This window comes from Methanosarcina sp. KYL-1, assembly GCF_024372725.1.
In the GTDB taxonomy this organism is placed as follows: domain Archaea; phylum Halobacteriota; class Methanosarcinia; order Methanosarcinales; family Methanosarcinaceae; genus Methanosarcina.
Genome location: NZ_VOUA01000022.1, coordinates 23040 through 48533 on the forward strand (window position 1 = coordinate 23040; position 25494 = coordinate 48533).

Annotated in this window: 21 protein-coding genes and 1 pseudogene; 7 read left to right on the forward strand and 15 right to left on the reverse strand. The window is 46.3% G+C overall.

Going from position 1 to position 25494, the window contains the following annotated elements; genetic code table 11:
* Positions 1 to 13: 13 nt before the first annotated feature.
* Positions 14 to 472: an aminoacyl-tRNA deacylase gene (locus tag FTO70_RS13450; RefSeq protein WP_255336272.1), complete on the forward strand. Its 459-nt coding sequence runs from the start codon at positions 14 to 16 to the stop codon at positions 470 to 472.
* Positions 473 to 537: 65 nt separating this feature from the next.
* On the opposite strand, the gene FTO70_RS13455 is transcribed toward FTO70_RS13450, so the two are convergent.
* The 5 genes from FTO70_RS13455 to mdh form a co-directional block, all read right to left on the reverse strand.
* A complete protein-coding gene (locus FTO70_RS13455) occupies positions 538 to 1710 on the reverse strand; it encodes a chromosome segregation ATPase (protein WP_255336273.1) in 1173 nt (390 codons plus the stop codon).
* 164 nt (positions 1711 to 1874) lie between these two features.
* Positions 1875 to 2828 (reverse strand): tyrosine--tRNA ligase, encoded by a 954-nt coding sequence (locus FTO70_RS13460; protein WP_255336274.1) that lies wholly within the window; start codon positions 2826 to 2828, stop codon positions 1875 to 1877.
* Between the two features lie 43 nt (positions 2829 to 2871).
* On the reverse strand, positions 2872 to 3603 hold the full coding sequence (locus tag FTO70_RS13465; protein WP_255336275.1) for a tRNA(His) guanylyltransferase Thg1 family protein: 732 nt from the start codon (positions 3601 to 3603) through the stop codon (positions 2872 to 2874).
* Positions 3604 to 3627: 24 nt separating this feature from the next.
* Positions 3628 to 3885, reverse strand: a complete 258-nt coding sequence (locus FTO70_RS13470) for a PRC-barrel domain-containing protein (RefSeq protein ID WP_255336276.1) — start codon at positions 3883 to 3885, stop codon at positions 3628 to 3630.
* Positions 3886 to 4439: 554 nt separating this feature from the next.
* Positions 4440 to 5363, reverse strand: coding sequence for a malate dehydrogenase (gene mdh / locus FTO70_RS13475; RefSeq protein ID WP_255336277.1), 924 nt, complete (start codon positions 5361 to 5363; stop codon positions 4440 to 4442).
* A gap of 295 nt (positions 5364 to 5658) precedes the next feature.
* Here mdh and FTO70_RS13480 point away from each other — a divergent pair, with 295 nt between their 5' ends.
* The 3 genes from FTO70_RS13480 (at position 5659) to nrpRII (ending at position 8478) form a co-directional block, all read left to right on the forward strand.
* A complete protein-coding gene (locus FTO70_RS13480) occupies positions 5659 to 6429 on the forward strand; it encodes a ribonuclease H-like domain-containing protein (protein ID WP_255336278.1) in 771 nt (256 codons plus the stop codon).
* Positions 6430 to 6759: 330 nt separating this feature from the next.
* Positions 6760 to 7500 (forward strand): glucose-6-phosphate isomerase family protein, encoded by a 741-nt coding sequence (locus FTO70_RS13485; RefSeq protein ID WP_255336279.1) that lies wholly within the window; start codon positions 6760 to 6762, stop codon positions 7498 to 7500.
* A 219-nt stretch (positions 7501 to 7719) separates the two neighbouring features.
* On the forward strand, positions 7720 to 8478 hold the full coding sequence (gene nrpRII / locus FTO70_RS13490; RefSeq protein ID WP_255336280.1) for a global nitrogen regulator NrpRII: 759 nt from the start codon (positions 7720 to 7722) through the stop codon (positions 8476 to 8478).
* A 36-nt stretch (positions 8479 to 8514) separates the two neighbouring features.
* On the opposite strand, the gene FTO70_RS13495 is transcribed toward nrpRII, so the two are convergent.
* Together FTO70_RS13495 and FTO70_RS13500 are read right to left on the reverse strand one after the other, a co-directional pair.
* Positions 8515 to 9921, reverse strand: coding sequence for a DHHA1 domain-containing protein (locus tag FTO70_RS13495; protein WP_255336281.1), 1407 nt, complete (start codon positions 9919 to 9921; stop codon positions 8515 to 8517).
* 28 nt (positions 9922 to 9949) lie between these two features.
* Positions 9950 to 10495: a hypothetical protein gene (locus FTO70_RS13500; protein WP_255336282.1), complete on the reverse strand. Its 546-nt coding sequence runs from the start codon at positions 10493 to 10495 to the stop codon at positions 9950 to 9952.
* A gap of 261 nt (positions 10496 to 10756) precedes the next feature.
* On the opposite strand from FTO70_RS13500, the gene FTO70_RS13505 reads away from it, so the two are divergent.
* Positions 10757 to 11041 carry a hypothetical protein gene (locus FTO70_RS13505; protein WP_255336283.1) on the forward strand — a complete coding sequence of 95 codons (285 nt, stop codon included), beginning with the start codon at positions 10757 to 10759 and terminating at the stop codon, positions 11039 to 11041.
* A gap of 9 nt (positions 11042 to 11050) precedes the next feature.
* Here FTO70_RS13505 and FTO70_RS13510 read toward each other — a convergent pair whose 3' ends face one another.
* The 4 genes and pseudogenes from FTO70_RS13510 to FTO70_RS13525 all read right to left on the reverse strand — a co-directional run bounded on the left by FTO70_RS13510 (position 11051) and on the right by FTO70_RS13525 (position 16722).
* Positions 11051 to 11446 (reverse strand): DUF1699 family protein, encoded by a 396-nt coding sequence (locus tag FTO70_RS13510; RefSeq protein WP_255336284.1) that lies wholly within the window; start codon positions 11444 to 11446, stop codon positions 11051 to 11053.
* 1512 nt (positions 11447 to 12958) lie between these two features.
* Entirely contained in the window at positions 12959 to 14602 is a 1644-nt protein-coding gene (locus tag FTO70_RS13515) for a tRNA uridine(34) 5-carboxymethylaminomethyl modification radical SAM/GNAT enzyme Elp3 (protein ID WP_255336285.1), read from the reverse strand.
* A 567-nt stretch (positions 14603 to 15169) separates the two neighbouring features.
* The gene (locus FTO70_RS13520) at positions 15170 to 15745 is read right to left on the reverse strand and encodes a hypothetical protein (RefSeq protein ID WP_255336286.1); all 576 of its coding nucleotides are present in this window, start codon (positions 15743 to 15745) and stop codon (positions 15170 to 15172) included.
* A gap of 168 nt (positions 15746 to 15913) precedes the next feature.
* Positions 15914 to 16722: pseudogene (locus FTO70_RS13525) on the reverse strand (RNA-guided endonuclease TnpB family protein).
* Positions 16723 to 17882: 1160 nt separating this feature from the next.
* Between FTO70_RS13525 and FTO70_RS13530 the strand changes: the two are divergent.
* Positions 17883 to 19967, forward strand: a complete 2085-nt coding sequence (locus FTO70_RS13530) for an S-layer protein domain-containing protein (RefSeq protein ID WP_255336287.1) — start codon at positions 17883 to 17885, stop codon at positions 19965 to 19967.
* A 153-nt stretch (positions 19968 to 20120) separates the two neighbouring features.
* The gene (locus FTO70_RS13535; RefSeq protein ID WP_255336288.1) at positions 20121 to 20702 is read left to right on the forward strand and encodes a hypothetical protein; all 582 of its coding nucleotides are present in this window, start codon (positions 20121 to 20123) and stop codon (positions 20700 to 20702) included.
* A 588-nt stretch (positions 20703 to 21290) separates the two neighbouring features.
* Here FTO70_RS13535 and FTO70_RS13540 read toward each other — a convergent pair.
* The 4 genes from FTO70_RS13540 to FTO70_RS13555 are packed head-to-tail and all read right to left on the reverse strand — an operon-like array spanning position 21291 to position 25487.
* Positions 21291 to 22049, reverse strand: coding sequence for a formylmethanofuran dehydrogenase subunit C (locus FTO70_RS13540; protein WP_255336289.1), 759 nt, complete (start codon positions 22047 to 22049; stop codon positions 21291 to 21293).
* On the reverse strand, positions 22050 to 23768 hold the full coding sequence (locus FTO70_RS13545) for a formylmethanofuran dehydrogenase subunit A (RefSeq protein WP_255336290.1): 1719 nt from the start codon (positions 23766 to 23768) through the stop codon (positions 22050 to 22052).
* Positions 23769 to 23770: 2 nt separating this feature from the next.
* The gene (locus FTO70_RS13550) at positions 23771 to 25075 is read right to left on the reverse strand and encodes a formylmethanofuran dehydrogenase subunit B (RefSeq protein WP_255336291.1); all 1305 of its coding nucleotides are present in this window, start codon (positions 25073 to 25075) and stop codon (positions 23771 to 23773) included.
* Between the two features lie 28 nt (positions 25076 to 25103).
* Entirely contained in the window at positions 25104 to 25487 is a 384-nt protein-coding gene (locus FTO70_RS13555) for a molybdopterin dinucleotide binding domain-containing protein (protein ID WP_255336292.1), read from the reverse strand.
* Positions 25488 to 25494: the final 7 nt, after the last annotated feature.

A 25494-nucleotide genomic window follows, 5' to 3' on the forward strand; every position in this document is an offset into this window, starting at 1 on the left:
TGAGGTCTCTTCTATGTATGAAGAAAAAATGAAAAACTATATTTCCGTGAAAAAGGTTCAGGCCGAACACTTGAGTTTTGCCACTTCCTGCCATTCGGTTGAGGAAGCTGCTGAAACGTCAGGGGCTTCTCCTGATGATTTCGTAAAAAGCATTTGTCTCCTTGATTCAAAGGGGAATCTCATTGTGGGAGTTGTCAGGGGCAAAGACCGTGTAAGCACTTCGAGAGTTGGAAAACTCCTCGAGATAGAAAGGCCCAGTCCGGCCCTCCCCGAAGAAATCCTTGAAAAAACCGGTTACCCTTGTGGAGGTACCCCTCCTTTCGGGTACGAAGCTCTCTTTTTGATAGACCTGGCGGTTATGGAAATGAAGGTGGTTTATGCAGGCGGCGGGTCAGAGACTTCTCTTCTAAAGGTTTCTCCCCATGAGCTGCAAAGGGCAAATGGTGGTAAAATCGTAAGGATACGTAAGTGAAATAACTTATTCAGTACACAAAAAAGAAAAAAGTAGGTGATGGAGGTAAAAAACGGTAGAAAAGCTCAGACGATCAGGTACTTGCTTTCCTTGATCTGAGCTTTACTGTCCACGCCGAGGATTCCTGCAATCTCAACGCCTTCGCCTCCCACTTCGGCAAGCTGGGTGTAGATTTCGGCTTTTGTGATATACTTTTCTGTCCTCGTGCCATCGGCTTCTTCCATCTTGATGGTGATTTCCTCTTTGTTGTGCCCCTTTGTCAGGCATTCCTGAACGATTGCCCCGTACTGCTCGGCGATAACCTTCAGGCAGTCAAAGATCTGGTTGTTGGACACGGCATCTTCTTCGTCGAGGAGAATTTTTGAAAGGAAATAGCTGCGGATGTTTGTCTTGAGGTAGGCCTGTACTTTTTCCGGGATTTTTGCCAGGCTCCCCATGTCAACAAGTGAGCCAAGTTCCTTGTCGGCGGTGATTTCCTTATCGTCTTCGTACACAAAGTACTTCAGTTCCCCGCCTTCTATCCTGAACTTCCGGTTTGCTTTTTTGTTTTCAAGGGTAATGCGGATATTTTTCTGGCTGTCATACTCCACGGAGCTTACAAGAAAATCCGAAATATCAAGCATCTTTATTTTTTCTTCCTTCCGGATGAGCCCTGTTCTGGTCCTGCCGGGCAGGCTCAGACTTCCGATAAGTTTCTCAACTGTCAGGGATTCTTCTGCAAATACCAGTTTATACACGTATTGCAGGCCTGAAACCGAGCCTTCCATTTCTCCGGAAATACCGTTTCCATTTGCGGAAAGCTCAAAGTTCTTTTCGGCTCCGTAGACCCCGGAGATTAAAAACAGGGTGAGTATATCCAGGATTTTCTCTTCAATTCTCTGATATTCCTGAGCGGCTCCACTTCCTATTTTTTTGGATTCTGACTCGAGTAATTCTCTTTTTTGCCCTATGTTTTCACTGCACTTTGAAAGTACTGCATCTACACAGGGCCTGACTTCTTCCGTATTTACTTCATCAGCAAGTTTTTTTACCATATAGTTGAACTTTTCTTCAAAAACGTTCAGGCTTTTGATTTTATTGTTAAGTGCCAGGATTGCTTCTTTGTTCTTGCACTTGAGTTCAATTATTGAGTTTTCCAGAGGGATCACTCTCGCCGTGATCTCTATAAATACTTTCAGATCCTCAATGAAATCCCTCTGTATAGGTAGTTCCGTGGAGTCCTGATAGATATACTTCATAAACGCACCCTGAATATCTAAACAAACCCTTCAAATATTCTATGTTCTGGATCTATTTAATATTTTATCCAAGAGCTATTGTGATTTTCCAAAAGTGTTTTCCTCTCCCAGAAGTTCCGGTCTTATCCGGGGGGTCAGGCCGGAGCCGGAACTTTGCAGGATGATCAGAGTAAAACCTTTCTGACGGGGTCGAGGATCTCGTTTATGTACTTTGCGGCTGCGTTTTTAAGATCCATGGGATGCACGTTTTCGGCTGCAAAGGCGCTTTCCATTTCAGCGTAGCTGGAGTATGTAAGGTCTCCTCCGAATTTCTCAGGCCTTTCGATGACAATTTTCTCATATCTCGGGAAGATGTGGTAGCGGAATAGCGCCAGGATCGGGTTTTCTTCCGTGTCCCCCATCTTGCAGAAGGCTTTCTTAAACTTTTTCTGGATTTCTTCTTCCGTATCGTCCACGGAAATGAAATTGTCCTTTGAAGATGCCATCTTTGTCCCGTCGAGCCCGAGGAGGATCGGCGTGTGGATGCAGATCGGAGTTTCAAACCCGAGGCTCTTCAGGTTTTCGCGGGCAAGCATGTGGATCTTCCTCTGGTCGATGCCTCCCACGGCTATGTCCACATCGAGCATTGCAATGTCAATAGCCTGCATCAGGGGGTATACCATCTGGGAAACCGTGGGGTCATCCATGGCGCGCCCGACTTCGTCCATACTTCTCCTTGCCCTGTTCAGGGTCACCGCTCTTGAAAGTTTGAGGACGTTTAACATGTATTCGGCCCCAAGCTGGTAGTCCGAACCGTACACAAAGTCGGTTTTTTCTGCGTCAAGCCCGAGGGCAATAAAGCAGCGCCTGTTGTAGTCTGCAATCTTCCGGACCTCTTCAAGCGTGCCTTTTCTGTTCAGGTAGGCATGCACGTCTGCCAGCAGGACAGTAATCTTGAATCCTGCGTTTTGCAAATCGATTAACTTGTTTACGGTAAGGACGTGCCCCATGTGAATCTTCCCGCTGGGCTCGTATCCCACGTAGGCGCGGGGGGCTTCCTTTTTCTTAAGAAGTTCTTCAAGTTCTTCTTCAGTTACGATTTCCTGAACGTTTCTTTTTATAAGCTCAAGTCTGTCCATTGCCTCTACATTCCTGCTTTTTATTTTTCTTATTCTGAAAATCTCAGTTTCTATTAATAAGTTTCTCTAAAAACGCTTTCCCTTCTTCGGATTTGAATTTCGGAATTTCCCAGTTCTGGGTGATTTTCCTGCGCAGGGATTTAGTTTCCTTACCGGACACAGGGTTAAAGCCGGAGATTTCATATTCCTTTCCGGAAACTATGACTCCTCGCCGCTGCCAGGCCGGAAGCGCCGCCAGATTGATCCCCCTTTCAAAAAGCAGCTCATGTATTTCGCTTTCTTTTTTTCCTTTCAGGAACTTTGAAGCTTCTTCCCCACCCATACCTTCATTTCTTAACGTATAGTATCCGTAGGATGCTGCACAGTTGCGCCAGGCTTCAAGCTGCCTCCAGTGCAGGTACTCGGGGATTTCTTCTCTTTGCAGGGCAACTACCCTTGCATCGAAAGCTATGGGCTCCTCAAGCCCCAGACTTATTGTAAGCGCACTTCCCAGAAAGCTCGCCGTGACGGAATCGATTTTCTCAACCCGGCCGTCAAAAGGTAGGTCAATGAATAAGAAACTGATCTCATCAGAAAAAGTGTAGGCAAAAAGAGGGCTCAAACCGCTTTTTTTTATGAAGAGTTCAGCCGTATTAGCAATTGCCCTGGCGAAAGTTTCGTCGTAAGGTTTTTTAAAGCCCAGGCCTGAAAGCACGTTTTTAAAATTCCTGCCGTCAGCGCGCACAACCACGGGAGGGATACAGCGCATCTCAGCAAAGATTTCCCGGCTTTTCATAGATGTTTTTTAAAATTTTTATGTTCATTCTTCCTTCTGTTTTTTGTACCTCTGGATGACGTCGCGGATTATTATGATGTCGGCTGCCGTTATTACCCACCTGTAGGGAATGATGACGCCTTTGCTGCTCAGGTCGAAGAGTTCCCGGTTTATGTCCGAAACCGCAAGCCCGGTGATTTTCTGTTCTTCAACATCAATCACGAGATCCTGTAACTTCCCTACATAAACACCATTGTTTGTGTATATGTTTAAGCCAAAGAGTGATGTCAGTTCTGCGCGCATTATATCCCTGCTTTGTAAATTAATTTCAATATCTCTTTCTATCCTATATGAAAAACATACTTATATATGTTACAGTTTTCCTAAATTTTTTGCTGTTTTTTTCGGCTGGAAGGGTTTTACCTATTATTATAATAATGATTTCGTATTTAACTTAATCAGAGAAAGAGGATTATCTAGCTTATTCACAATAAATGTTTTGTAGTTAAGTTCTCAGGAAAAGCGCAGTTTTAATTCATCTAAATTGATTATTTTGTATTAAATTGATTATTTTAAATTTTCAACAAAAAAGAAGCTCTTAAACGGGAAATCAAGGAGATTTTCCCATTTTAGAGAGGTTTAACTTATGAGTGAAATTTGTATTTTTTCCCTTTTTGAATGCCTTTATCTCCGCAGGCGGGAAGACCCCTTCCTAAAAAACCTGAGCCGGAAGGCGAAGGTTTTAGGGAGGGGGAGTTCACTGCATGAAACCCACGATACTCACATATCAGTAAGAACTATGGTTTTGATACCAATTTTTTCTTGAAATACATTCTTTTTCGAAATCCACTCTTTTTTTAGATTTCTAGTTTTGAAATCACCTGTCGAATGGTTTCGGCGGATTTCCTTAGGATTTCACACTGGCTTTCGCTTAGTTCGAGTTCCAGGATTTCCTCGATTCCCGATGCCCCCAGTTTCACGGGCACGCCGAAGTAGATGCCTTCCTGTCCGTACTCCCCTTCAAGGTAGGCAGAAGCCGGAAGCACTCTCTTCGAGTCCTTCAGCACCGCTTCGGCCATACGGGCAATTGCAGCGGAAGGGGCATAAAAGGCGCTGCCCTGCTTGAGGAGTCCCACTATTTCTGCGCCTCCGTTTACCGTCCTTTCTACCAGCCTTGCAATGGTCTCTTCAGGGAGCAGTTCCGGAAGAGGAATTCCCGAGACGGTCGTATACTGGGGAAGCGGCACCATGAGGTCCCCGTGGCCCCCTATGACCATTGCGTCCACACCCTTTTTCGAGCACTTCATCTCTTCTGCGATGAAGCTTGCAAAACGCCCTGCGTCCAGAACCCCACTCATCCCGAAGACTTTTTTTGGCTCGAAGCCCGTTGCCTTCAAAGCCACATAGGTTATAATGTCAAGAGGGTTCGTAACATTCATTACAATAGATTCCGGGGCGTATTTTGCGATGTTTTCGGAAATTTCTTTTATTATTTTTGAATTGGTACTTATCAGGTCTTCCCGGCTCATCCCGGGTTTCCGGGCAATCCCGGCCGTGGTGATAACAAGGTCGGAGTCTGCAATATCTGCATAGTCGTTGCTGCCTGTTATCTCGGTATCATAGCCCATTATGGCTCCCGCCTGCATGAGGTCCAGGGCTTTTCCCTGAGGCAGCCCCTCCACTATATCTGTCATGACAATTTCGCCAAGTTCCAGTTCAGCAAGCCGCTGAACTGTGGTTGCACCTACATTCCCTGCACCTATTACGGAAATTTTAGCCATTACTTAAACACCTGTGGTTTCAAACACTTGCTTTAGGATGTTTTTATAAAATCCTTTCTGCAAAACTTCTCAATGTGTTTTTGAATATTATTGTTGGTAGACTATTATTTTGATATTTATTTCTTTGTTATTATTTTCTTTGTTAAGTATATTATTTATAAAGTCTTTTTTGTTTGCAATATATATCTTTTACAAAGTATTCCGTCCCCGAGTCCCTTGATTTTTGCTGCAGAACACTTTCAGTTCCCATACAGCATTTTTATTTAACATTACTCCCTATGATTCAGGGGAAAACATGCTGACGAATACATACATCCATATTCCGGGCGTAGGGAAATCTCTTGAGCAGAAAATCTGGGCCCAGGGGATACGTACCTGGGACGAGTTCCTTGAAATGGAGGACCGGATTTCCATTCCTCCTTCCAGGAAAGCCAGGGTCCTTGAGGGGATCAGGCAGTCTTCGGAACGCCTGGCTGCAAAAGACTGCTGCTTTTTCTCACAGTGTCTCCCCTCTGCAGAACACTGGAGGGCGTATCCTCTGTTCGCAGATTCCGCCGCATTCGTGGACATTGAGACTACAGGGCTTTCCCCGGGTAGGGACTGCATAACCATGGTAGGGATCTATGATGGGAAGGAAGCGAAGACCTACATAAAAGGCATCAACCTTGATGATATCGTAGAAGAGTTCTCAAAATACAGGCTGCTCGTGTCCTTCAACGGGGCGAGGTTTGACCTTCCTTTCATTAAGTCCGAGTTCCCCGAAATCGAGTTTAAACAGCTCCATGTGGACCTTATGTATCCTCTCCGGCGCATAGGGTACAGCGGGGGCCTCAAACACATCGAAAAGGTGCTGGGAATCAGCAGGGATGAAGACACTGAGGGGATCACAGGGTTTGATGCAGTCAGGCTCTGGAAGCAGTATGAGAGAGGAGACAGAGAAGCTCTCGACCTGCTTGTTAAATATAACAGGGAGGACATAGTAAATCTGAAAACGATTATTGAGCTTACCTACCCAAAGATGGTTGAAAAAGCTCTTGGAACCGGGGAATTGGAAAAAACCTCCTGATCCTGTACCGCAGCAGGGTGAAGTGCCAGGGCAGAATGTATCTCTTTCCGGTGAGCAGATTCTCTTTCCGGTTAGCAGGTTATTTATCGACAGTTGCTTTTATCAGTATTGTATCCTTAATTATCCTTACAGATGTATCTTACAGATGCGTTCTCCTTACAGATGCATCGTCTGCTGTCGGTAAATTGCCTGGTGCCTGCAAACCTGTTGCCGTAAACTTATGTTATTCGAAATGTTATCTGTATGGCCGTAAACTTATGTTATTCGAAATGTTGTCCTTATGGCTGTAAACGTATGTTATCCGTATGCTCTGAAGTAAAGGGGAATTCTATGAGTGTAAAACTGAAATTTGGGGATAAAGTCACTGTGGCGGATATAAGAAAGCTTCACGATATGGAAGATGTTTTGTTTGATAGGGAATGGTTTGAGGGAGCCGAGAGCAGAAACGGAGACCTGTACTATATGTTCCGGGACCTTGCAAAAAGCGATGCTGACCTTGAGGCGATAAAGGCCCATCACCTCAGGTACGATGTCACCAGAATCCCCCCCGGGATGCTCGGTCTGGAATACGTCAAAACCGTCGGGCATTATCATCCGAAAGTGCCCGGAACCGATGTTTCCTACCCTGAAGTCTATCAGGTCCTTGAGGGCTCTGCTCTCTACCTCCTTCAAAAAGTGGAATCCGGGGAGGAAGACTGGGTTATTGACGTGGCAGTCGTCGAGGCTGAAAAAGGGGATTGTGTTATTGTACCTCCGGGTTACGGGCATGTGACAATAAACGCTTCGTCTGAAACACTGGAGATGGCAAATTGGGTCTGCCGCGACTTTTCTTCAATTTACGAACCTATAAAAAGGCTTTCAGGGGCTGCCTATTTCCTCCTTAAAAGCGGATTTGTCAAAAATCCCCTCTACAGGGACGTGCCCCCCATCCGCCACCTTAAACCTAAATCTTTCCCTGAAACCGGTCTTGTTTCCGGGAGAGACATGTATGGGCTTGTTAATAACATTGAAAGGCTCAGGTTCCTTACGGCTCCTCAGGACTTTACGGCCTTTTTTGCCGGGGTGCTCTGAGTCGGATTGAAAAGGTCAGGTCTTTTTAGATCCATTTTTTCTTCCGATAGTTTTTCCGTGGCAAAATTAAGGGGCAACATGCTCTTTTCCATTTGTCCGGAACCCTGGCAAACATGGGCTTTCTAATGGCTGAAAAACGGGAACTCTCCGGCTTTCGGCAAGGCAACTAACGCATAAATTATAATAGGTATAAATACCTTCAATAAGTAGAGGGATGAAATGCAAAAAAATGGATACCGTATTCAGTTCACATCATCCAGAATCAAGGATCTCATGTACAGGACCACTTTTGATCCGAAAACAATGGATGGAGATGTTATTCTTAACCTCTCGCTCATCGATAAGAAGGACCTGGATGATGTTCTCGGGATCTTCAAGATGGTAATTTCAAGCGGGCTCTCGGTAACTCCCTATGTAAAAGTGATCTCAGAGGGCGAATCGATCGGAAATCTTACCATCGAAAATGGAAAAGTAGGGATAGGGACCGTATGCAGCATAACAATCGACGGTGTGCTGCTTAAAGCAGGAATTCCCATAAACCCCAAACTGGGGGGAGTTGTCCAGATCCGAAACGGGACTCCTGTCCGCTTTACTGATGTGCTGACCTATGTAAGTACCACAGTTGACCCCCTGGAAGTCCTGATGTCCCAGGGCATTACTTCAGTATCCGAAATGCTCAGGACAGGTTCCGGCAAGATCCTCGCAAACCTCAGGGAAGCTCCCATGGTTGCAAGGGATGAAATCGAAAGCCGCCTTTCCGACCTTATGGATGCAGGCTTCAGCGGAATTCTTGAGGTAGGGGAACCAAATACCCGTGTCCTTGACGTCCCGATTGAGAGGGACCACCTGGGAATCGTCGTCATAGGCGGGACAAACCCTATGGCAGTTGTCCAGGAGTATGGAATTCCAATCGATACCAGTGCAATGTCAAGACTTATTCCTTTCAAGGAAATGAGCAGGATCGAAGACCTGGTCTGAGCCTTTTCATAAATTTTATCTCTTTTTTTCTTTTCTTTAATTTTTCCCGGAATTTGCTTTCTTTTGAAGTTGTTCTCCTATGAAAAGGTCGAGCTTCCGGGCAAATTCCTCTTTTGTGCCTTCCGGGATCGTGGCCCCTGCGGCAATGTCGTGCCCGCCACCTGCTCCTCCTACTTCGGCCGAGACCTTCGACATGGCTTCAGAGAGGTTCACTCCTCTCCGGATCAGGTCCTGAGTCCCCCTGGCCGAGACCTTTATGCCGCCGTCGGTGTTTGCAAAAGCGATAATAGGAAGGTTCCGGTTTTCAACTATTGTGGAACTCATTCCAGCGATAATTCCCACAATGGTTTCCTTGATATTCGAGCCTGCATCAAAGTACTGGATGTTTTCAAGCTGGATTATGCCTTTTTCCTTTACGTATACGAGCCCGTTTACGAGGTTTTGCCTGTGTTCCGCAAGCAGTTTGCGGGCGTCTTCATAAGCTTCTTCCCTGTCTCCCATACAGACCGCAAGCCCGATTTCCGCATGGTCATAACGGGCAGTTGCGTTGAGGAGGGTAGAATACTCGGAAGCGTCCCTCATTTCCGTGCCTTCACGCTCTTTTTCAAGGATATAAACCTCGCCTACAAGGCGTTCAATCCTGTATGAAGGAATTCCGGCCTTCAGGCAGTACTGGATTAACCCGGAGACTATCTTCTGCTTTTCCGGGGGCTCAAGGTCAATCCAGCGCCTCCAGCGCTCTTCCTGGCTGAAGCGGAGGTTAAGGGTATGCAGAAACTCTATGCAGGCTTCCTCATCCCCTGTGAGTCCCGGCAGGTACGGATCGGAAGAGTATTGGAGTAACTTGAAGATCGGGCGGGTCTGTTTCCCGAAAAGGGTCAGGTCCTTTTTGAACTGGAGGTTTCCTCCTTCTACCCCTTCTTCCAGGATTTCCCTGTTTATCCCTACAAGCTGGCCCATTTTCAGGTGCTGCATGTCTCCTACGGCCCCAACGATGGCAAGGGCGGACAGGTCCCGGTTCTTTCCGAGGGCTGAAGCCAGCAGGTAAGTGCTGCCCGAACCGCTAAGCTCATAAGAGCCGTTTGCTCCGATGAGGTGTGGGTTTAAGTGGAATTCAAGGTCTCCTTGGGGCTGGTGGTGGTCCGAGATTACGGCCCGGATCCCGCGGGATTTTATTGGCTCGCACATCCCGCTCCCGAGGTCCGTAAAGATGACAAGCTCGGGGTTTTCGTCGGCGATTGCATCAAGAGCTGCTTCATCAAGCTGCTTTACGAAACGTGTTGTGTATTCGAACCCTCCTCGTTCAAGGGCTGTGCATATTATCCCTGCAGAGGTCAGCCCGTCTGCGTCAATATGGGAGACCACATGAATTTCTCTGTGTTTCCTTATTTCTTCGGCACACCTGTCGGCTCTTTTCCTGAGTGCTTCCGTTCTTTCAGACATCGTTCTTCTCCGAGCTTTCCTTCTTGCTTCAGTCCGACTCCGGCTTTTCAACCCTGCTTTCTTCCTCATTCCCCTGGCCCGTTTCCTGAATATTTACCTTTTTCCATTCACCTGGCTCGATTTTATAGCCTTTGCCTTTCCTTTTTATTTCCGGGAAATTCCGGATTTCCTGTAAGGTGAGCTTGAGGTTTTCGGCACGGTAACTCTGTTCCAGTTCCTTCCACGGGATCATGTACGCTTCTCTGCCGCGGCCTACCCCCATGCGGAGTTCTACGGCAAGGTACCCATGTCTTCCGGATTTTTTCAGGTAGTCTGATATCCTTTCTATCTGGTGGACACCTTTTTTATCAACTGTGAAATGCTGGGAAAAATAAAGAGCATTAGCCCCTTTATCCACTGATATGCTCTTGCATTCAATTCCCAGGTAAAGGTCAGGGTCAAGGGAGTCCACAAGCACATCCAGGAACTGGGAAGTGAACCTGTGCTGCTTGAGCCTGTATGAAATTGCTCTTATTCCTTTCTCTTCAATATAAGTATTAAATGAGTGTACCAGCACTCTTTCAAATTCTGTCATGAAAGTCCCGTCCTCTGTTTTTCGCTATTTTACTTAAGCTTTTACTCTTTATGGACAAGGTTTTGTTGTATTTCCAGTCCAGGCATGAACCTGCAAGCATGAGCCTGCAATCCTCTGCAAGCATTGCCTCCTGCTAATGAGGTTCCTGTATAATGGTGCTTTTTCACAAGTCATTTTTAGAGTCCCCGGTGATTTTTCCTGCAGAAATTTGTTTTACCAGCAGAATGTGTTTCTTTTGAAGCGATTATTTGAAGCAGTTATATGAAAACTGGCGTTGAAGCTTATAATCTTTCAGGATGGGTGTTTCTCATGGCAGGTTGGAGGTGTGGAGAAATAGTTTCCAATGAGGATCTCCGGAAAAGCCTTCGGCTTTTATGCGGCCTTAGGGCAAAAGTTACTAAAAAGGAGGACCGAATTAAAAAATCCAAAGGTTTAAGGATAAATATTCAAGGATTCGAATATTTAAATATTCTAAGGAAGGGTTTTTCAAAAGAGAGTTTTTTAAAATCGGTGCCGGTCAGGTCAGAAATCCGACCGGCATCATAAATTTTTGATTCAGTTTGATATGATGAAGGTCACGAAGTCCGGGCTGAGCCTGGTTTCCCTGACAAGTCTTTCAATGGTGTCTTCGTCGGAGAGGCCTTCTTCCTTGAGCTCCTTTATGCGGTCGAAAACATGCTGGGAAACTTCGGAGTATTCGTTGATGTCCTTTCTGTGGCCCCAGACATCGCCCTCGAGTAAAGCGATATTCTGCATGGAGAGGTACATCTGTGCAGAACTGGAAATTGTTCTCTTGTATGAGCTTGGGATGTGGATCGCTTTAATCTCCGGACATTTCATGATAAGTTTGAAAATGTCTTTGTTGGACGGCCTGAATGCGAGGTGGACAATTTCTTCATCGTTTTTTAATGTGTCAATCTCTTCCTTTGAACTTACTACTCTAATCTTCATTTTATCACCGTTCTTCCAGTTTTTCCTTTTTTGGGTTTTTTGGGTTTTTGAATTTCAGGTTTTAGGGATTTTAGGGTTCTTGACGTTTTCAGGTTTTAGGGATTTAGGGTTCCAAAATTTATCTTAAAAAAATTTTAGTTTTTATCTTTTTTTCGTTTTTTAAGAATTTTTTGGGTTTTTGAATTTCAGGTTTTAAGAGGTTTGGAATTTTTAGGGATTTAAAGTTTTTAAAATTTTTTATGACTTTAAAGTCCTTTTTTTAAAGTTTTTTAAACTTTCCAAAGTTTAAAGTTTTTAATATTATTTTAGGGTTTTATATTTTTTATCCAGGTTTTCTGTTTTTTGAATTTTTGAAAACTCTGCTTTGACATTTTAAAGGTTTTAAGGTCCTGATCTGGCAGTTAAACTTTAGGGTTTTCATTTCCATCATTTTGTAATGGAAGGGGATTTTGCCTGAAAGGACGCATAAACTTGAGGTCGGTTTCAAATTTGAGGGATGGTTAATTTTTCAGGTTATCCTATATCTACTTTATAAATATTTTATATATCTGTTGGAAGTAAGTATACCATATCATACCATACTATTTAATATTTTTCTGTAATGCTTTCGATTTAGTAAATTAGTTCTAACGTCCGGAGGCATTAGCTTAATTTCTTCAGACTGGCGGTTCCCACTTCTTTAGAAAATCATTTCTTTTGCAATGACACTTGATTTATGCTCTCGATCCAGGTTATTCTATGATCTTTTTCTCTATTTAAGTTTCAAGTATCTCTATATATGTGAGGAGGTTTTCGGGTTTCAAGGGCATCTTTCGATTTATTTAAGATTTTAACCGCCTGCCATTAACCATCATTGTACACTGGTGCAGAAATTTTTTATTCCCTTCTAATATTGTTAATATGTTGGGTTACTTTATTTACAATGTACTATTTATATTTTTACATCAAATATTTTTAGTAACTCTTATATAATTGGAATATTTTTGAATAAGTCCAGCTTTTTTTTATGTTAATTCTTTTTTAGTTTTGATCTATTGATGTTGTTTTTTCTATTTGTCTCTCTCACTCATCGAAAATATTCTTATGTCTGGATGGTGTCTTACTTCTTAACCATACAAATAATATTTTTCAGTAATAAATTTTACTAAAAAAATTTTTAACTTTTTCACGAAGTTCTCCCTTTTCCTCTTGTCAGTGACCTGTACTTTCATTCAGATACGCCGGGACTGGGTCTTTTCTTTCTGACAGTATGTCTCTTTTTACCGGCCCGGTTTGAACGGGGATAATCCGACATTATCTGCTTCTGGCCCTGCCTGATATTTCATCTTAAAAAAGAGGTTCCACTGCGGTGTAAATTCTTTTACCCGCAAAATATTTTATCTCCGGAAGTGGTGAGGTCGGGGAAGTTTCCAGGCATAAAGGGTTTAATCTGGAATCTTGTAAGTGAAGTTCCCGGGTTCCCGCATGTTAGGGGGGTAAAAGTCAGAAATTACTGTCCTTTACCCGGAGCCTTTATTTTTTCAGAGTTTTCGACATATAGACGCCTTCTAAGGCATACCCGAATTTCCGGTAATATCCCCTGGCTCCGATCCCGCTGATTATTGAAAGCTTGCCGTACCCGGCTTCGGATGCGATTTTTTCCGCACATTCAAGGAGTTCTTTCCCGTATCCCCTGTGCTGCCATTCCGTTTGCTTTGCTCCTTTTCCTACTGGAACCATGGAGCCGTATACGTGCAGTTCCCGGATCAGGGCGGAATCCTGCAGTTCGGGGCGGTGTGGGGCTGCCGGGAAACGCAGGCGTGTAAAACCTATCAGTACGTCTTCTGAGATGTCTTCAAATGCGATGAAGTGTTCAGTGCCCTCACAAGCCTCATAAGTTTCCACGGTAAGCTCGATGTCTTTTTCGTTTACCTTTCTCCCTCTCAGGCTGTTGTGCCCTACTTCCCTGCAGCGGATGCAGCGGCATTTTTTCCCCTTCTCCCTCAACTTTTCCTCTGCAAGCTGCCTGAGGTTACTCTTCCGGACCCCTGCAAAGATCTGGTTGGCAGGGATGTCGCGCTGGATGCGCTGGAGCCTGACCCATTTCGGAAGGACTGCCTTTATGTCTGCAACCAGTTCTGCGGCTTCATCGTCCGAAAGGGCTTCATACTCTCCCGCTTCCCAGAGCCTGTATAAAGGGGTACCTTCGGTCACAAGGGTTGGGTAGATCTTCAGGTAATCAGGCCTGAAGCGCGGGTCTTCAAAGAGTCTTTTAAAGCCTTTCAGGTCGAGCTCCGAATCCGCTCCTGGCAGGTGAGGCATCATATGAAAGCCTACCTTAAAGGCGCTGTCCCGGAGAACACGGTTTGCCCTTACGGTTTCGGCTACGCCGTGCCCTCTCTGCATGCGGGAAAGTACAAAATCGTAAACGCTCTGGACCCCGATCTCAACTTTTGTTCCCCCCAGGCGGAGAAACTCATCCACGTGTTCTTCCCTTGCCCAGTCAGGGCGGGTTTCAAAGGTTATGCCCACATTACGGATGTCCGCCGTTTCGTTGGCTCTCTGTACTTCTTCAAGAGGAATGTAGGGCACGGCTTCTCCAATTCTGGTGACGTTTTCCCTCCACTCCTTGCCTGTGAAATCATTCATGGCTTCAAGGCAGCGTTTGGTGAACCATTCCTGGTAATCAAGGCTCCTGGCCGAAAACGTACCCCCCATGACAATCAGTTCTACCTTCTCCACGTCGTGCCCAATCTCCCTGAGCTGGGAAAGCCTGGAGCTAACCTGCGCGTAGGGGTCAAACTCGTGCTGGATTGCCCTCATTGCGGCAGGCTCCCTTCCCATATAGCTCTGGGGAGACCTGAATGAGGAATTCGGACCTCCGGGGCAGGGCAGGCAGATGCCGTGGGGACAGGGGGCAGGCGAGGTCATTACCGCAATTACCGCAACACCGGAGATGGTCCTTACAGGCTTTCGCCTGAGGAATTCTTTTATTACTGCCTGCTCTTCGGGAGTGCCCTGTACGATTATGTCCCCGTTCCGGGGGAGGCTTGAGAGGTGGTAGCGTTTGCTAACTTCTTTTTTTGCTTTGTTAAGCTGCTCTTCGTCATTTATCCTGCCTGCCAGCACCATCTCAAGGACTTCCCGACAGGCCCTGTTAAAATCATCTTGTTTCATTTTTTACATTCCGTCTTTCCGGTTTCCGGGATTCCCGTTTGTTCCTTTTGGGGCAGGTATTTTGAGAGCAAAAAAGCCTGTTACATACGGCACTGTTTTTTTGATTCCCCTGTATTCTACCGGTTTTTACATTCCCTTATTTGGCGCAGGCTTTTGATTCTCCTGTTTGTTGCCTGTTTTTAATTCCTTTCTTTATAATTTCCTGTGTCCGGGTAGTTTCCCGATGGGTTCCCACCTGATTGTAAAAATTCAACAGGTTATGTTTTAAAAAAAGATTGCTTTCTGCTTTCATAAATTGGGGCCTTGTTACGTAAAACATTCTGCGGCAATCTGCGTGCCGGGATGTAATTGTTCCGGCATTTAATTGATAAATTGCCATATCTTGTGCATCTCATTGTCATGTAATATAATGCACGCATATTTTGTCAAGTAATGTAATGCACGTATATTTAATTCTGTTATATTTCTGTTATATAATGGATGTATATTCTTTTCATGCAACAGGATGGATTTGTCTTAATGGATTTTTACGGGGTCCATTTTTGATGCACCCCGTCCATAGAACCTTCAGCAGAAGTCGAGCCCTATGATAAAGGTCCCAAGGCCTATGCCCGTCTTAAGCCCCATCCTTGACCTGAGATACTCGTCCGTGGGAGTGGAAGGCGATGCCAGTACCACGTTGGTCACGCCGCAGGCACATTCGACTTCCGGGCATTTCTGGGGTGGGAGGACCACGGTAAGAGGCTCTTTTTTTGCTTCTTTTGGCTTGGGAACTGCATTTTTGTAAATCACAAAGTTCCCCATGACCATCATATCGCTACACTTTTTGCACTCTTCAAGCTTTTCGGGGTCGTAGACGTCTTCTCCGACCTTTTCCCCGTGCTGCATGAGAACGACATTGGGCCCTTCAGGCCATACATATTCCATGTTGGTAGTAAAAGCTATGATTGCCTGGCGCTTGAAGACCTCCTTGATCCCCTGGTTATCTCCTACGCCCAGGCCCATCAGGACTGCTCCTTCGGCTTTCTTCTCAAGCGCGATGATTTCTTCTCTGTCTTTCTCATCAAGGATATACGTGTCTTCCACGCCTTTTATTGCCTTAATCCTGCACAGGACATCCTGAATAGTATCGTTACATTCCAAAGCTGATTCCCCTTAGTGTTTTTCATACTTATTATATTGTTCAGGTGTGAACTACCCCTCCCTAAAACCTTCGCCTGATGGCTCCGGTTTTTGAGGAAGGGGCTTCCTGCTTCATACCTCTGAGCAAACTCCGCAAGTCCACAGGCTCTACCCCACGTTCCGCAGGTGTCAAGTTACGATCAGATTTTGAACTTGAAGTGCAAATTTTTTGATATTGATAGTGGCATTTATGTCCCTGTCATGTTTTGTTTTACACACAGGGCATTTTCATTCTCTAACATCCAGAGTTATATCTTTATTGTGATACCCACAAACATTACAAAGCTTTGTTGATGGCTCAAATCTTCCTATCCTTAACAGGGTTTTCCCGAACCATTCAGCTATACTCTAACTTTGTAACAAAACTCCCTCATGAAGAATCGCTTATTGCCTTTGCAAGACAACGGTTTTTAAGCATCACGTTAACGTTTAACGTTTCCACAGCTATTGATCGGTTCTCGCGTATAAGTTTAGAGGAAAGTTGGTGCTGGAAATCGTTGCTGTTTTTAGTTTTCCCTCCAACCTCTGGTGGAGAACCGCTTTAACTTTACCTATTTTAGGGATTTTGACAAGTTATTGTCAAAATCGACAGTGTAGTGTTGAGGGACAGGGAACGGCTGTATAGGGTTCTTTCTTAATTTGAAATTAGGAAACCCATTATTTTTCCTGAAAAATCTGGTAAAAGCAGAATCCAGGTTTTTCGTCATTCCCTGCAATGACTGTGAATTTGCTTCCTTAAGCCATTCATGTTCTTTTTTGAGTTCAGGAAGCCGTTTGTTCAGGTCATAGTGGGATAGTGATTTCCCTTCCTGCTCGTAAGATTTGATTTTCTGTTCTAAAGCCCAATTATAGACTAACTTGCAGCTACCGATATGTTTAGCTATCATGGTTTTTTGCTCGGCTGCAGGATACAACCTGAATTTATAGGCTTTTAACATCATATCAGTAAACGTTTTACGAATTTATATGTATATAGGCAAGTTAATTAAATGTAGTGCCGGGAAGTGGACGGCTTTCATCCCCCCTGCCATTTCCGGCAAAGCCAGAAATGTCGAGGAAGGGGGTCTTCTCGCCTTAAGAGGTCAAATGTCAACTGCCCCTTACTTATGTAGGGTGTATCCTGCTGAGATTTTTATGAACATTGAGTTCCTTATCTTTATATTATTGTTCCGACGTTTTTATTAGTACTAATTTATTATTTTCATTTTTATTCTTTTCGGCAATTTACTATACCCGGCTATGTTGTATTCGAATCCTTGCATACTCGATAATTTCAGAATCTTTTTCTATTATATATTTAAAATGTTGTCCTGCTACTGGTTGTATACTGTGTGAAATTTCCCTTATTTAGTTAATGCGCAGGATTGCCCTGGATTTTAAGCTTGTGGCCTATTCCAGCCTTTAATGAATCAGTATGAGTTCTGTCACAAATGCCAAAAAGGTCGGAGCTAATGTAGTGCTTAATGTATTAATTAGTGAGAAGAAGGTAATGAAGGAGTAAAGAGGCGCTAAAGGGAGCTAAAGAGGAGCTAAAGAGGAGCTAATGTGGAGATCCATACGATACGTTTATCCTTGGGGAGGATACGGCAAAAAAGGCTCCAAAATACTTATGGTGGTGTAGGGAATTTCTGGAATTCAATTTCTGGAAAATTCGTGTGCCATTGTGAGTTGTATTCTGGCTTTCAGTTGATCATATTTTAAATCAACATTTCCTCAAATTTCTTTTTCCCTGTCCCCCTATATTATACACCTTTTTTCAATAGTATTTTATAAGTATTTCGACTTTAATCTGTATGTTAACACCTGATGCATGTCCTTCTAAGATCTATTCGACATTTACCGTCATTTGTATCGTTGTTTTGCGCTTTTCTGGTTTGAATTCTCTGAAATAGACCACAAAAGATTTAATAAGGCAATTATTTTATAGAACACTTGTAATCCAATTTGAAGGGATAAGGAGGGTGAAGAAATCCTCTTCGGCAATAGACGAAAATCATAAGTCTTATTTGGTGAAGAAAGGCGAAACCCTTGCAGTGTTTGATCCCGACACTCCTTCTTACATACAATATATTTTAATGAATACGGAGGAAACAACAAAATGAAGAGATTTGCAGCAGTTACACTGGCTGCCCTCATGGTCTTAACTGTATTTGCCTCTTGCGCAAGTGCAGCAGACGTCGTTGAGGTCCGCAGTTCAGTATACAATGCCACTCAATTAGAAGACGGCATTACAATCAGTTCTACTGATTTTGCCGGCTTCTACTACGACATTGATGACAACCTTACCAGTGAGACAATCGAGCTCCCTGGCGGCCCGTTAGTCGATGGCAGGAAGATCGAGGAAAATGGTCTCGTCTACACCTGCCAGATCGTCAACACCAGCTATGACTACGCTGGAGACTGGAAAGACGATGAGTTCACCCTGATGGGATTCTTTGCAGAGAAATATGTCCCGCTGAACGCTAAGGACAACACCATTTATGAAGCAAAGCCGGACAAACTCGCAAAGCTCCTTCTCGATACCGACACCAAGTACACTCTCCGGACCGGTGAGGTTCTTGACCTCAGCAACGGCTACTCTCTCGAAGCCAAGCAGGTTGACGTAGACGGTAAGAAGGTCTGGCTCGAATTCACCAAGGACGGCGAGTTCATCGACGACGAAATCATTAACGTTGACTCTGAGGTCACCGCTGACAAGACATGGATCGTTGACCTTGACGACATTGAGGACGAAGACAACATCGTTGTTCTGAGAGTACACGTGAACCAGGTCTTCCAGGGCGCTGTGGACAGCATTGCCCAGATCGAAGGTCTCTGGCTTATCGACTACCAGAACGCTATGACCATCGAGTCTGATGATGAATTTGAAAAACTTGAAGTCACGGGAATCAACAATGGTAACGAGGACGACGAGACCTTCGGAAACCTGGTTCTCGAGAACAAGGACTCCATTACCCTTACCTCTGACTCCAAGCAGAACATTGCAAAGGGCCTGAAATTCAAGGTCGCTGACGACTCCGCTAACCTCAGGTTCTACCTGATGAAGGAATACACCGAACCCGGCACCTACGAAATCAGGGGTTCAGTTGCAACCGGCGATGCCGTGTGGGATTACAAGAGCTTTGCTGGCTTCTTCTACGACCTGAATGATGACGTCTACTCTGAGACCCTTACCATCGACTCCGATCTGAGCGGCTCCGACCGTAAGATTGAGGATGGCGACCTTGTCTATGAGGCTGACATTACCGCAGTGGACTACGAATACACCAGTGAAACCGATGACCTTTGGGAAGCAGATGTGGACCAGTACGCTGTCATGGGCTTCTTTGCAGAAAAGTACGTCCCGCTGAAAGCCAAGGATGACTCAGTTTATGAAGCAAAGCCGGACAAGCTTGCAAAGCTCCTGCTTGACAGTGATGAAAAGTACACTCTCCGTACCGGTGAAGTTATCGACCTCAGCAGCGGCTACTCTCTCGAAGCCAAGCAGGTTGATGTAGACGGTAAGAAGGTCTGGCTCGAGTTCACCAAGGACGGCGAGTTCATCGACGATGAAATCATTAACGTTGACTCTGATGTCACCGCTGACAAGACATGGATCGTTGACCTTGACGACATTGAGGACGAAGACAACATCGTTGTTCTGAGAGTACACGTGAACCAGGTCTTCCAGGGCGCTGTGGACAGCATTGCCCAGATCGAAGGTCTCTGGCTCATCGACTACCAGAACGCCATGACCATCGAGTCTGATGATGAATTCGGCAAACTTGAGGTCACTGATATCAACAATGGTGACGAGGACGCTGAGACCTTCGGTAGCCTGGTTCTTAAGAACAAGGACTCCTTCACTCTGACCAGGGACTCTGACCAGACCCTTGGACAGAACATGAAGTTCAAGGTTGCTGACTCTAGCGATCTCAGGTACTACCCATTCGTTGAACTGACCATCGAAGGCGCTGAGGAAGAACCTACAGTTACCCCCGGTGAGGAAGAAACCCCCGCAGAGGAACCCACTGAGACCCCTGTTGAGGAACCCACCGAGGAAGTAACTGAAACCCCCGCTGAGGAAGAACCCACCGAGGAAGAACCCACCGAGGAACCCACCGAAGAGCCCACACCAGGCTTCGGAATTGTTCTCGGACTTGCTGGCCTCCTTGCAGTGGTCTACCTCGTCAGGAGAAACTAAATTCTTTGAGTGAAGGGTTTTCCTAACCCTTCTCTTTTACTCTTTTTTGAATTTACTTTTGCAGACACTTTCTTTACAGATACTTTTAAATCCAGGCGACTCTTTTATGACCTGCCTGTTCTTTTCAGGATCTACAAGATCAAGGTGAAGTTTATGAAAAAAAGTATAGCTTTGATATCTTTACTTGCGGTTTTGATGATCGCGTTTTCGGGCTGTGTGGATAATAATAACCCTGCAGTTAATGAAACGGGTCCAGATGCCCCCGGGTCTGGTGCAAATACGGAAGAAGGTGCAGCAGCCATGAGTGAGCTTGAAAACCTTCCGGCAGGATTTGAATACCTCGCTTCTCTCCCTCTCTCCGCAGATGAAATAAGGAAAGATTATAAAGCTGAAAACGTTTCCGGAATTCTGGGAGGGTCCGAAGGGATGTACAAATACTCCGACGGATCTGATTTTTATGTGGATGTAATAGAATGCGAGAGCAGTTCTGCTGCCGACGATTTGATCTTTGCATACAAGTCATCCTTCAAGCCGCTCAATGTTGGCTCACGCTTCGTGGAAGAGTCCTTTAACGGGCATTTTGCGGTGAAGATCACCGAATATGCGACGATTGGAGGAGATGATGTGCCCAGGTATTCCTATATCTGGAAGCACGAGAACTATATATTCGTAGTTTTCGGAAATTCTGATGACAGTTCTACTGTTAAGGAACTCGCAGAAGCCACCGGATACTGATCCAACAGGAATACTGATTCATTTTCCTTTCAGGAAAGCAGGGCTCAATGCCCTCTTTTTTGTTTAATTTCTTTTCTGATCTTCTTATTGTTTCATTTTTTGAAATTTCGACAAAGGTCGAAAGTCTTCCCTGGTGTATTTCCGAAGCACTATTTCGAAGTCTCGATTTTCAAAATACAGATGCTAATTTAATTGCTAAGCAGATTCCTGGCTAAAATTTGCAGACGTAAAATTAGCAGAGTTTTAATTCGCAGACGCAAAATTGCCGAAGCGATATAATAAGCAATTAGCAAAAGTCAATTAGCAGAAATCAATTAGCAGAAATCAATTAGCAGAAATCAATTAGCAGAAATCAATTAGCAGAAATCAATTAGCAGAAATCAATTAGCAGAAATCAATTAGCAGAAATCAATTAGCATAACTAAAATAAGTGAAAATAATAGAGTTCGATTAAGCTGAATGAAATACAAGAGAAAAAGGGAAAAAGAGCGCTCAAAAAATGCGCTCTTTCAGATCGAATTCTTATCCATTATTGCTTTTACTGCTTTTACTGCTTTTTTATGTCTGGGCAATATACCTGCTGCCTGTTCATTTTATAAGCAGCACGCCCTTTCCGCCGGCATTGACATCGCCCACAAATTTGCGGTAGGTGATGCCATCCACTTCTTCGGTCCCGTCTTCTTTGTAGGAGGGGAGCAGGTCGGATGTCTCGCCTTTGATGATTACTGTCCCGCTCTTCATTTCGCTTGCGGGCATGGTGGCACTGCCTTCTATGGTGATTGTGCCGCCGTTGTTTGAGATTGCAGGGAGGAGGCCGGCGTTGCCCTTGACGAGGATTTCTCCTCCGCACATGTGCTCGCCGAGGTAGTCCTTTACATCGCCGTTAACGGTGATCTTTCCTCCGCGCATGCCGCAGGACTCTCCGCGGTACCCGGACCCTACGTAGTAGGCGGCGTTTCCGTTGAGGGTGATTTCCCCGCCTTTCATCTCGCAGCCGAGCCAGCTGTCCGCATCACCGTTGATAGTGATTTTTCCGCCTCTCATATTCGAGCCGCAGTGCATGTCCACGTTGCCGTTGATCTCGATCTCCCCGGCACTCATGTCCTGTCCGATGCGCTTGACCCTGGAGACGTCTCCTTCGATCACTATTTTTGTGTTCTCAACGGAGTCACTTCCTTCCACCTCGACATTGAATAAGTCGCCGAGGGGGCACTGGCCGTTCCCGTACCAGACGAGAATCGCCTCGATCTCTTCCTTCGTCTTGCCTGCGAAGTTGTCAGGGTTCACATTGTCGGCTTCGATCGGGATCTTGTTGGCCTTTTTCAGGGAAAGCTTTACGACCTGCATTTAGAATACCCCCTCAGTGTCGATCTCTACAGGCTTTGTGAGGTATGCGTCCTCTACCATGTAGTTAGACTTGCTCACGGTGTAGTATTTCTTGAACTTGAAGTCGATGTCCTTCTGCATGGCGGTGTCGACAGTTTCGGGAACTTTTGCATTCACCCAGTAGACCCTGCCTTTCGGGGTGGCTTCGATTTCTCCGTCTTTTACGACGATTTCCCCGTCTTTCAGGGTATACGCTGTACCTGAGAAGGCTTTCTTGACTTTTTCATGTTCTGCGGACGGGTCAACCTGCCCCGGAATGAGGTCGTAGATTGCAATATCTGCGTCAGAACCGACTTTCAGGTTTCCTTTCTCGGGCATGCTGTATATCTTTGACTGGGTGCTCCTGGTCATTACTGCAAGCTCGTAGAAGTCCAGTTCCCTGTCGATTCCGGGCAGGACCATTCTGTCCAGGGCCATCTGGGAGAAGCCGGAAATGACCTGTTCCCTCTTCTTTGCGCTCATCAGGTAGGTGAAGGCTTCCGGATAGTTTACAAAGGAGCCGCCGTTCGGGCTGTCAGTTGTAAACATTACTTTCCAGGGGTCTTTTACAAGCAGGGCAAGTTCAAGCCCGATTGCCCACTGGACTGCGTTTACGAAGCTCTTCGGGGAGTAGAACAGGGGCACCACACCCGAGGCATCTTCAAGTTCTACGTCCTGGTTGCTCCACTTCTCATGCAGCATCCTTGAGTTTGCGTATTCCACAGGCCCGTCAGCAGTCATTGTCACGGCAGGGCCGAAGATAACCTGTCCCAGGTCAAAGGTCAGGTGGTCTGCACCGTTCACGTAGTCTGAAACCATGGGGGCTCCGGTCTCAAAGTCTCTCCAGGAAGTCCCGGCGTAGGCATTGAACTGCACGTGGGTCACGTGGAGGCTCTGCCTGTCCCTGGAAGGCTTAACCTTCTCGAACATTTTCATGGTCTCAATGGTGGTTGCGTAGTTGCCAGGCTTTCCCAGGTTGTTGCAGTGTACGTGCACGGAGTGGGGGAGCTGCAGGCGCTCATTGGCTTCGGCAAGTCCCATCAGGATTTCGGCAGGGGTAACGTCAAAGTTCGGGACAGGGTCGTAGAGTCCGCTGACATTCTTTCCCCAGCCCCAGGCTTCTCCGCCGCCGGGGTTTACGATCTTTACTCCGTAGCCGCGGGAGGCTTTCAGGCCCCAGGCAATGTAGGCGGCAAGTTTTTCGGGTTCCTTGTCCCGGATGTATTCCATGACCTGCCAGTTGCTCCCGAAGAGGGAGAGCCCCATTTTATCAAGGATCGGGATTTCCTTGAATTCTTCGTGGGTGTGCCTTGCAGCAAGGAGGGGGATTGCGGCTTCACAGATGGTTGTGTACCCGAGTTTTGCATACCTGTACCCGATTGCGTAGGTATTCGGAGTGTTGTACCCTACCTGTGCCCTGGTCTTTTCAGTGCGTGCCACCTGCCCGGAAAGTCCCGGGACCAGGTTCTTCCTTGCGTCGTTTGGGTTAATGAAGCGCCCTACGTTGATCTTGCCGGCGCTGTGGGTGTGCCCGTCAAAGCCGCCGGCCATGGCGAGCCTGCCTCCTGCATCGATAACCTTCGCGTTCTCAGAGACGCTTTCCACGATCTTTCCGTCTCTTATGCAGAGGTCCATTGCCTCGCAGTTGATCCCCTGGGCCGGGTCGCAGACGCTTGCGTTTTTAATCAGGATTTCCGACATTTTCATGCACCTCTCTTCAGTTCCCTGACTTTTGCAATCAGGTCTTTTGCAATTTCTTCGTCGGTCTTGAACTTCGAATCAATCAGTTTCTTCATGCGGAGGGAGATTGCATCCATCCTGTAGGCTGTCCCTTCAGCTTCGATCCCCACCACGGCTGCCGGGATGATCACGTCGGCAATTTCGGTGGTCGGGTTGGCGTACGGGTCAATCTGGATTACCGGGATCTTTGCAAGGTGCCTGACAGCTTTCTGCGGGAAGTGGGCTCCTGCATCGGCTGCGGCGATGATTGCCGCGTCAGCTTCTTCGCGGACAAGTACGTCATTTGCCCCGGTCTCTCCGGGGTTATAGTAGGGGTAGCCTCTGGCAAAGTCGATTGCCATGGGGAAGCCTGTTTCCCAGGTTGCCACCTGTCCGAAGCCTGTGACGTTGTAGTGCCCGCGCATCCCTATCATGACGGCCTTGGTGTGCTGGTTGAGGTCCGAGATCAGGGAAGATACGCCGTCCCCGTTCTTGTACTTAGAGCGGGACTGGGTGACCCCCATGCCGAAGAAGACGCAGACGAACTTTGCGTTCTTCAGGGTTTCGGCAAGTTCCATTACTTCGGCTTTTGAGACTCCTGCAACGGTTTCAGGCACAACATCCGCATGCCCGTTTACGATTGAGCGGAGTGCCGTGATCAAAAGCAGGTCAGAACCCTGGTCGATTTCAACGTACGTGTCGGCCAGCTTTGCGGTATCGGTCTTACGGACATCGATTACCACCATTTTCCTGCCTTTCCTGCCCTTCTCGGTAAAGAAGCCTTTTGAAAAGCTTGAGTAACGGGACATGTGCCGCGGGTGGGCGTGTACGGGGTTGCAGCCCCAGAAGATGAGCACGTCTGCCCTGTTCTTAATTTCTCCCAGAGTGGCTGAAGGGGCCCCCTTTTCCTGTGCTGCAAGGGCTGAAGGCCCGTGGCAGACGTTTGCTGTGGAATCGATGATAGAGCCCGTTTCTTCAGCGAGCTGGATGGCCTTGCTGATGGCTTCGCAGGAAGTGGAGCACCAGCCGTAAGAAAGCGTCCTCCTGGAGTTTACAAGGATATTTGCGGCAGCCTCGATGGCTTCTTCGTAGGAGACAGGGACCAGTTCCCCTTCTTTCCTTATCATCGGGGTCTCGATCCTGTCGTGCTCGAACATGCCGACAAACTTACTGTGCCCGAGGATGCAGGCGTTTTCAATTTTTGTGATCTTGTTATCTTCGACAGTAACCGTGATGTCGTCGCAGAGGGACCCGCAGAGGGAACATACTGCGTCTTTTATTACTGGCATATTTTTTTCCTCCGAGTTCAGAGCTTTCTTACTCTTCCCTGTACTTTTTCATGAGAGCCTTCATGTCCAGAGGCTTTTCTTCCGTTGCTTCGATTTCCGCAGGGACGCCTTTGAAGCCCGGCATTCCGCAGCCGTGGGTGTCGGGGTTCAGTACCGCGTTTGCCCAGGGCCCCATGGGAATGAAGGCTAGGCTGTCAGGATTTCCTTCGTTTGCTTTTGCAAAAACCACCACTTCCCCAAAATCGGTGGTGACCTTCAGGCTGTCTCCCTCGGAAACACCCAGTTTTTCAAGGTCCGAGGAGTTCAGTTCGCAGTACGCGCAGGCATCAAAATAGCCTTTGTGCGTCTTTGCTTCCAGATGTGCGCCCTGGTCGGCGGTTCTTCCGGATATCAGATTCGCTTTCAATTTCATGGAAATT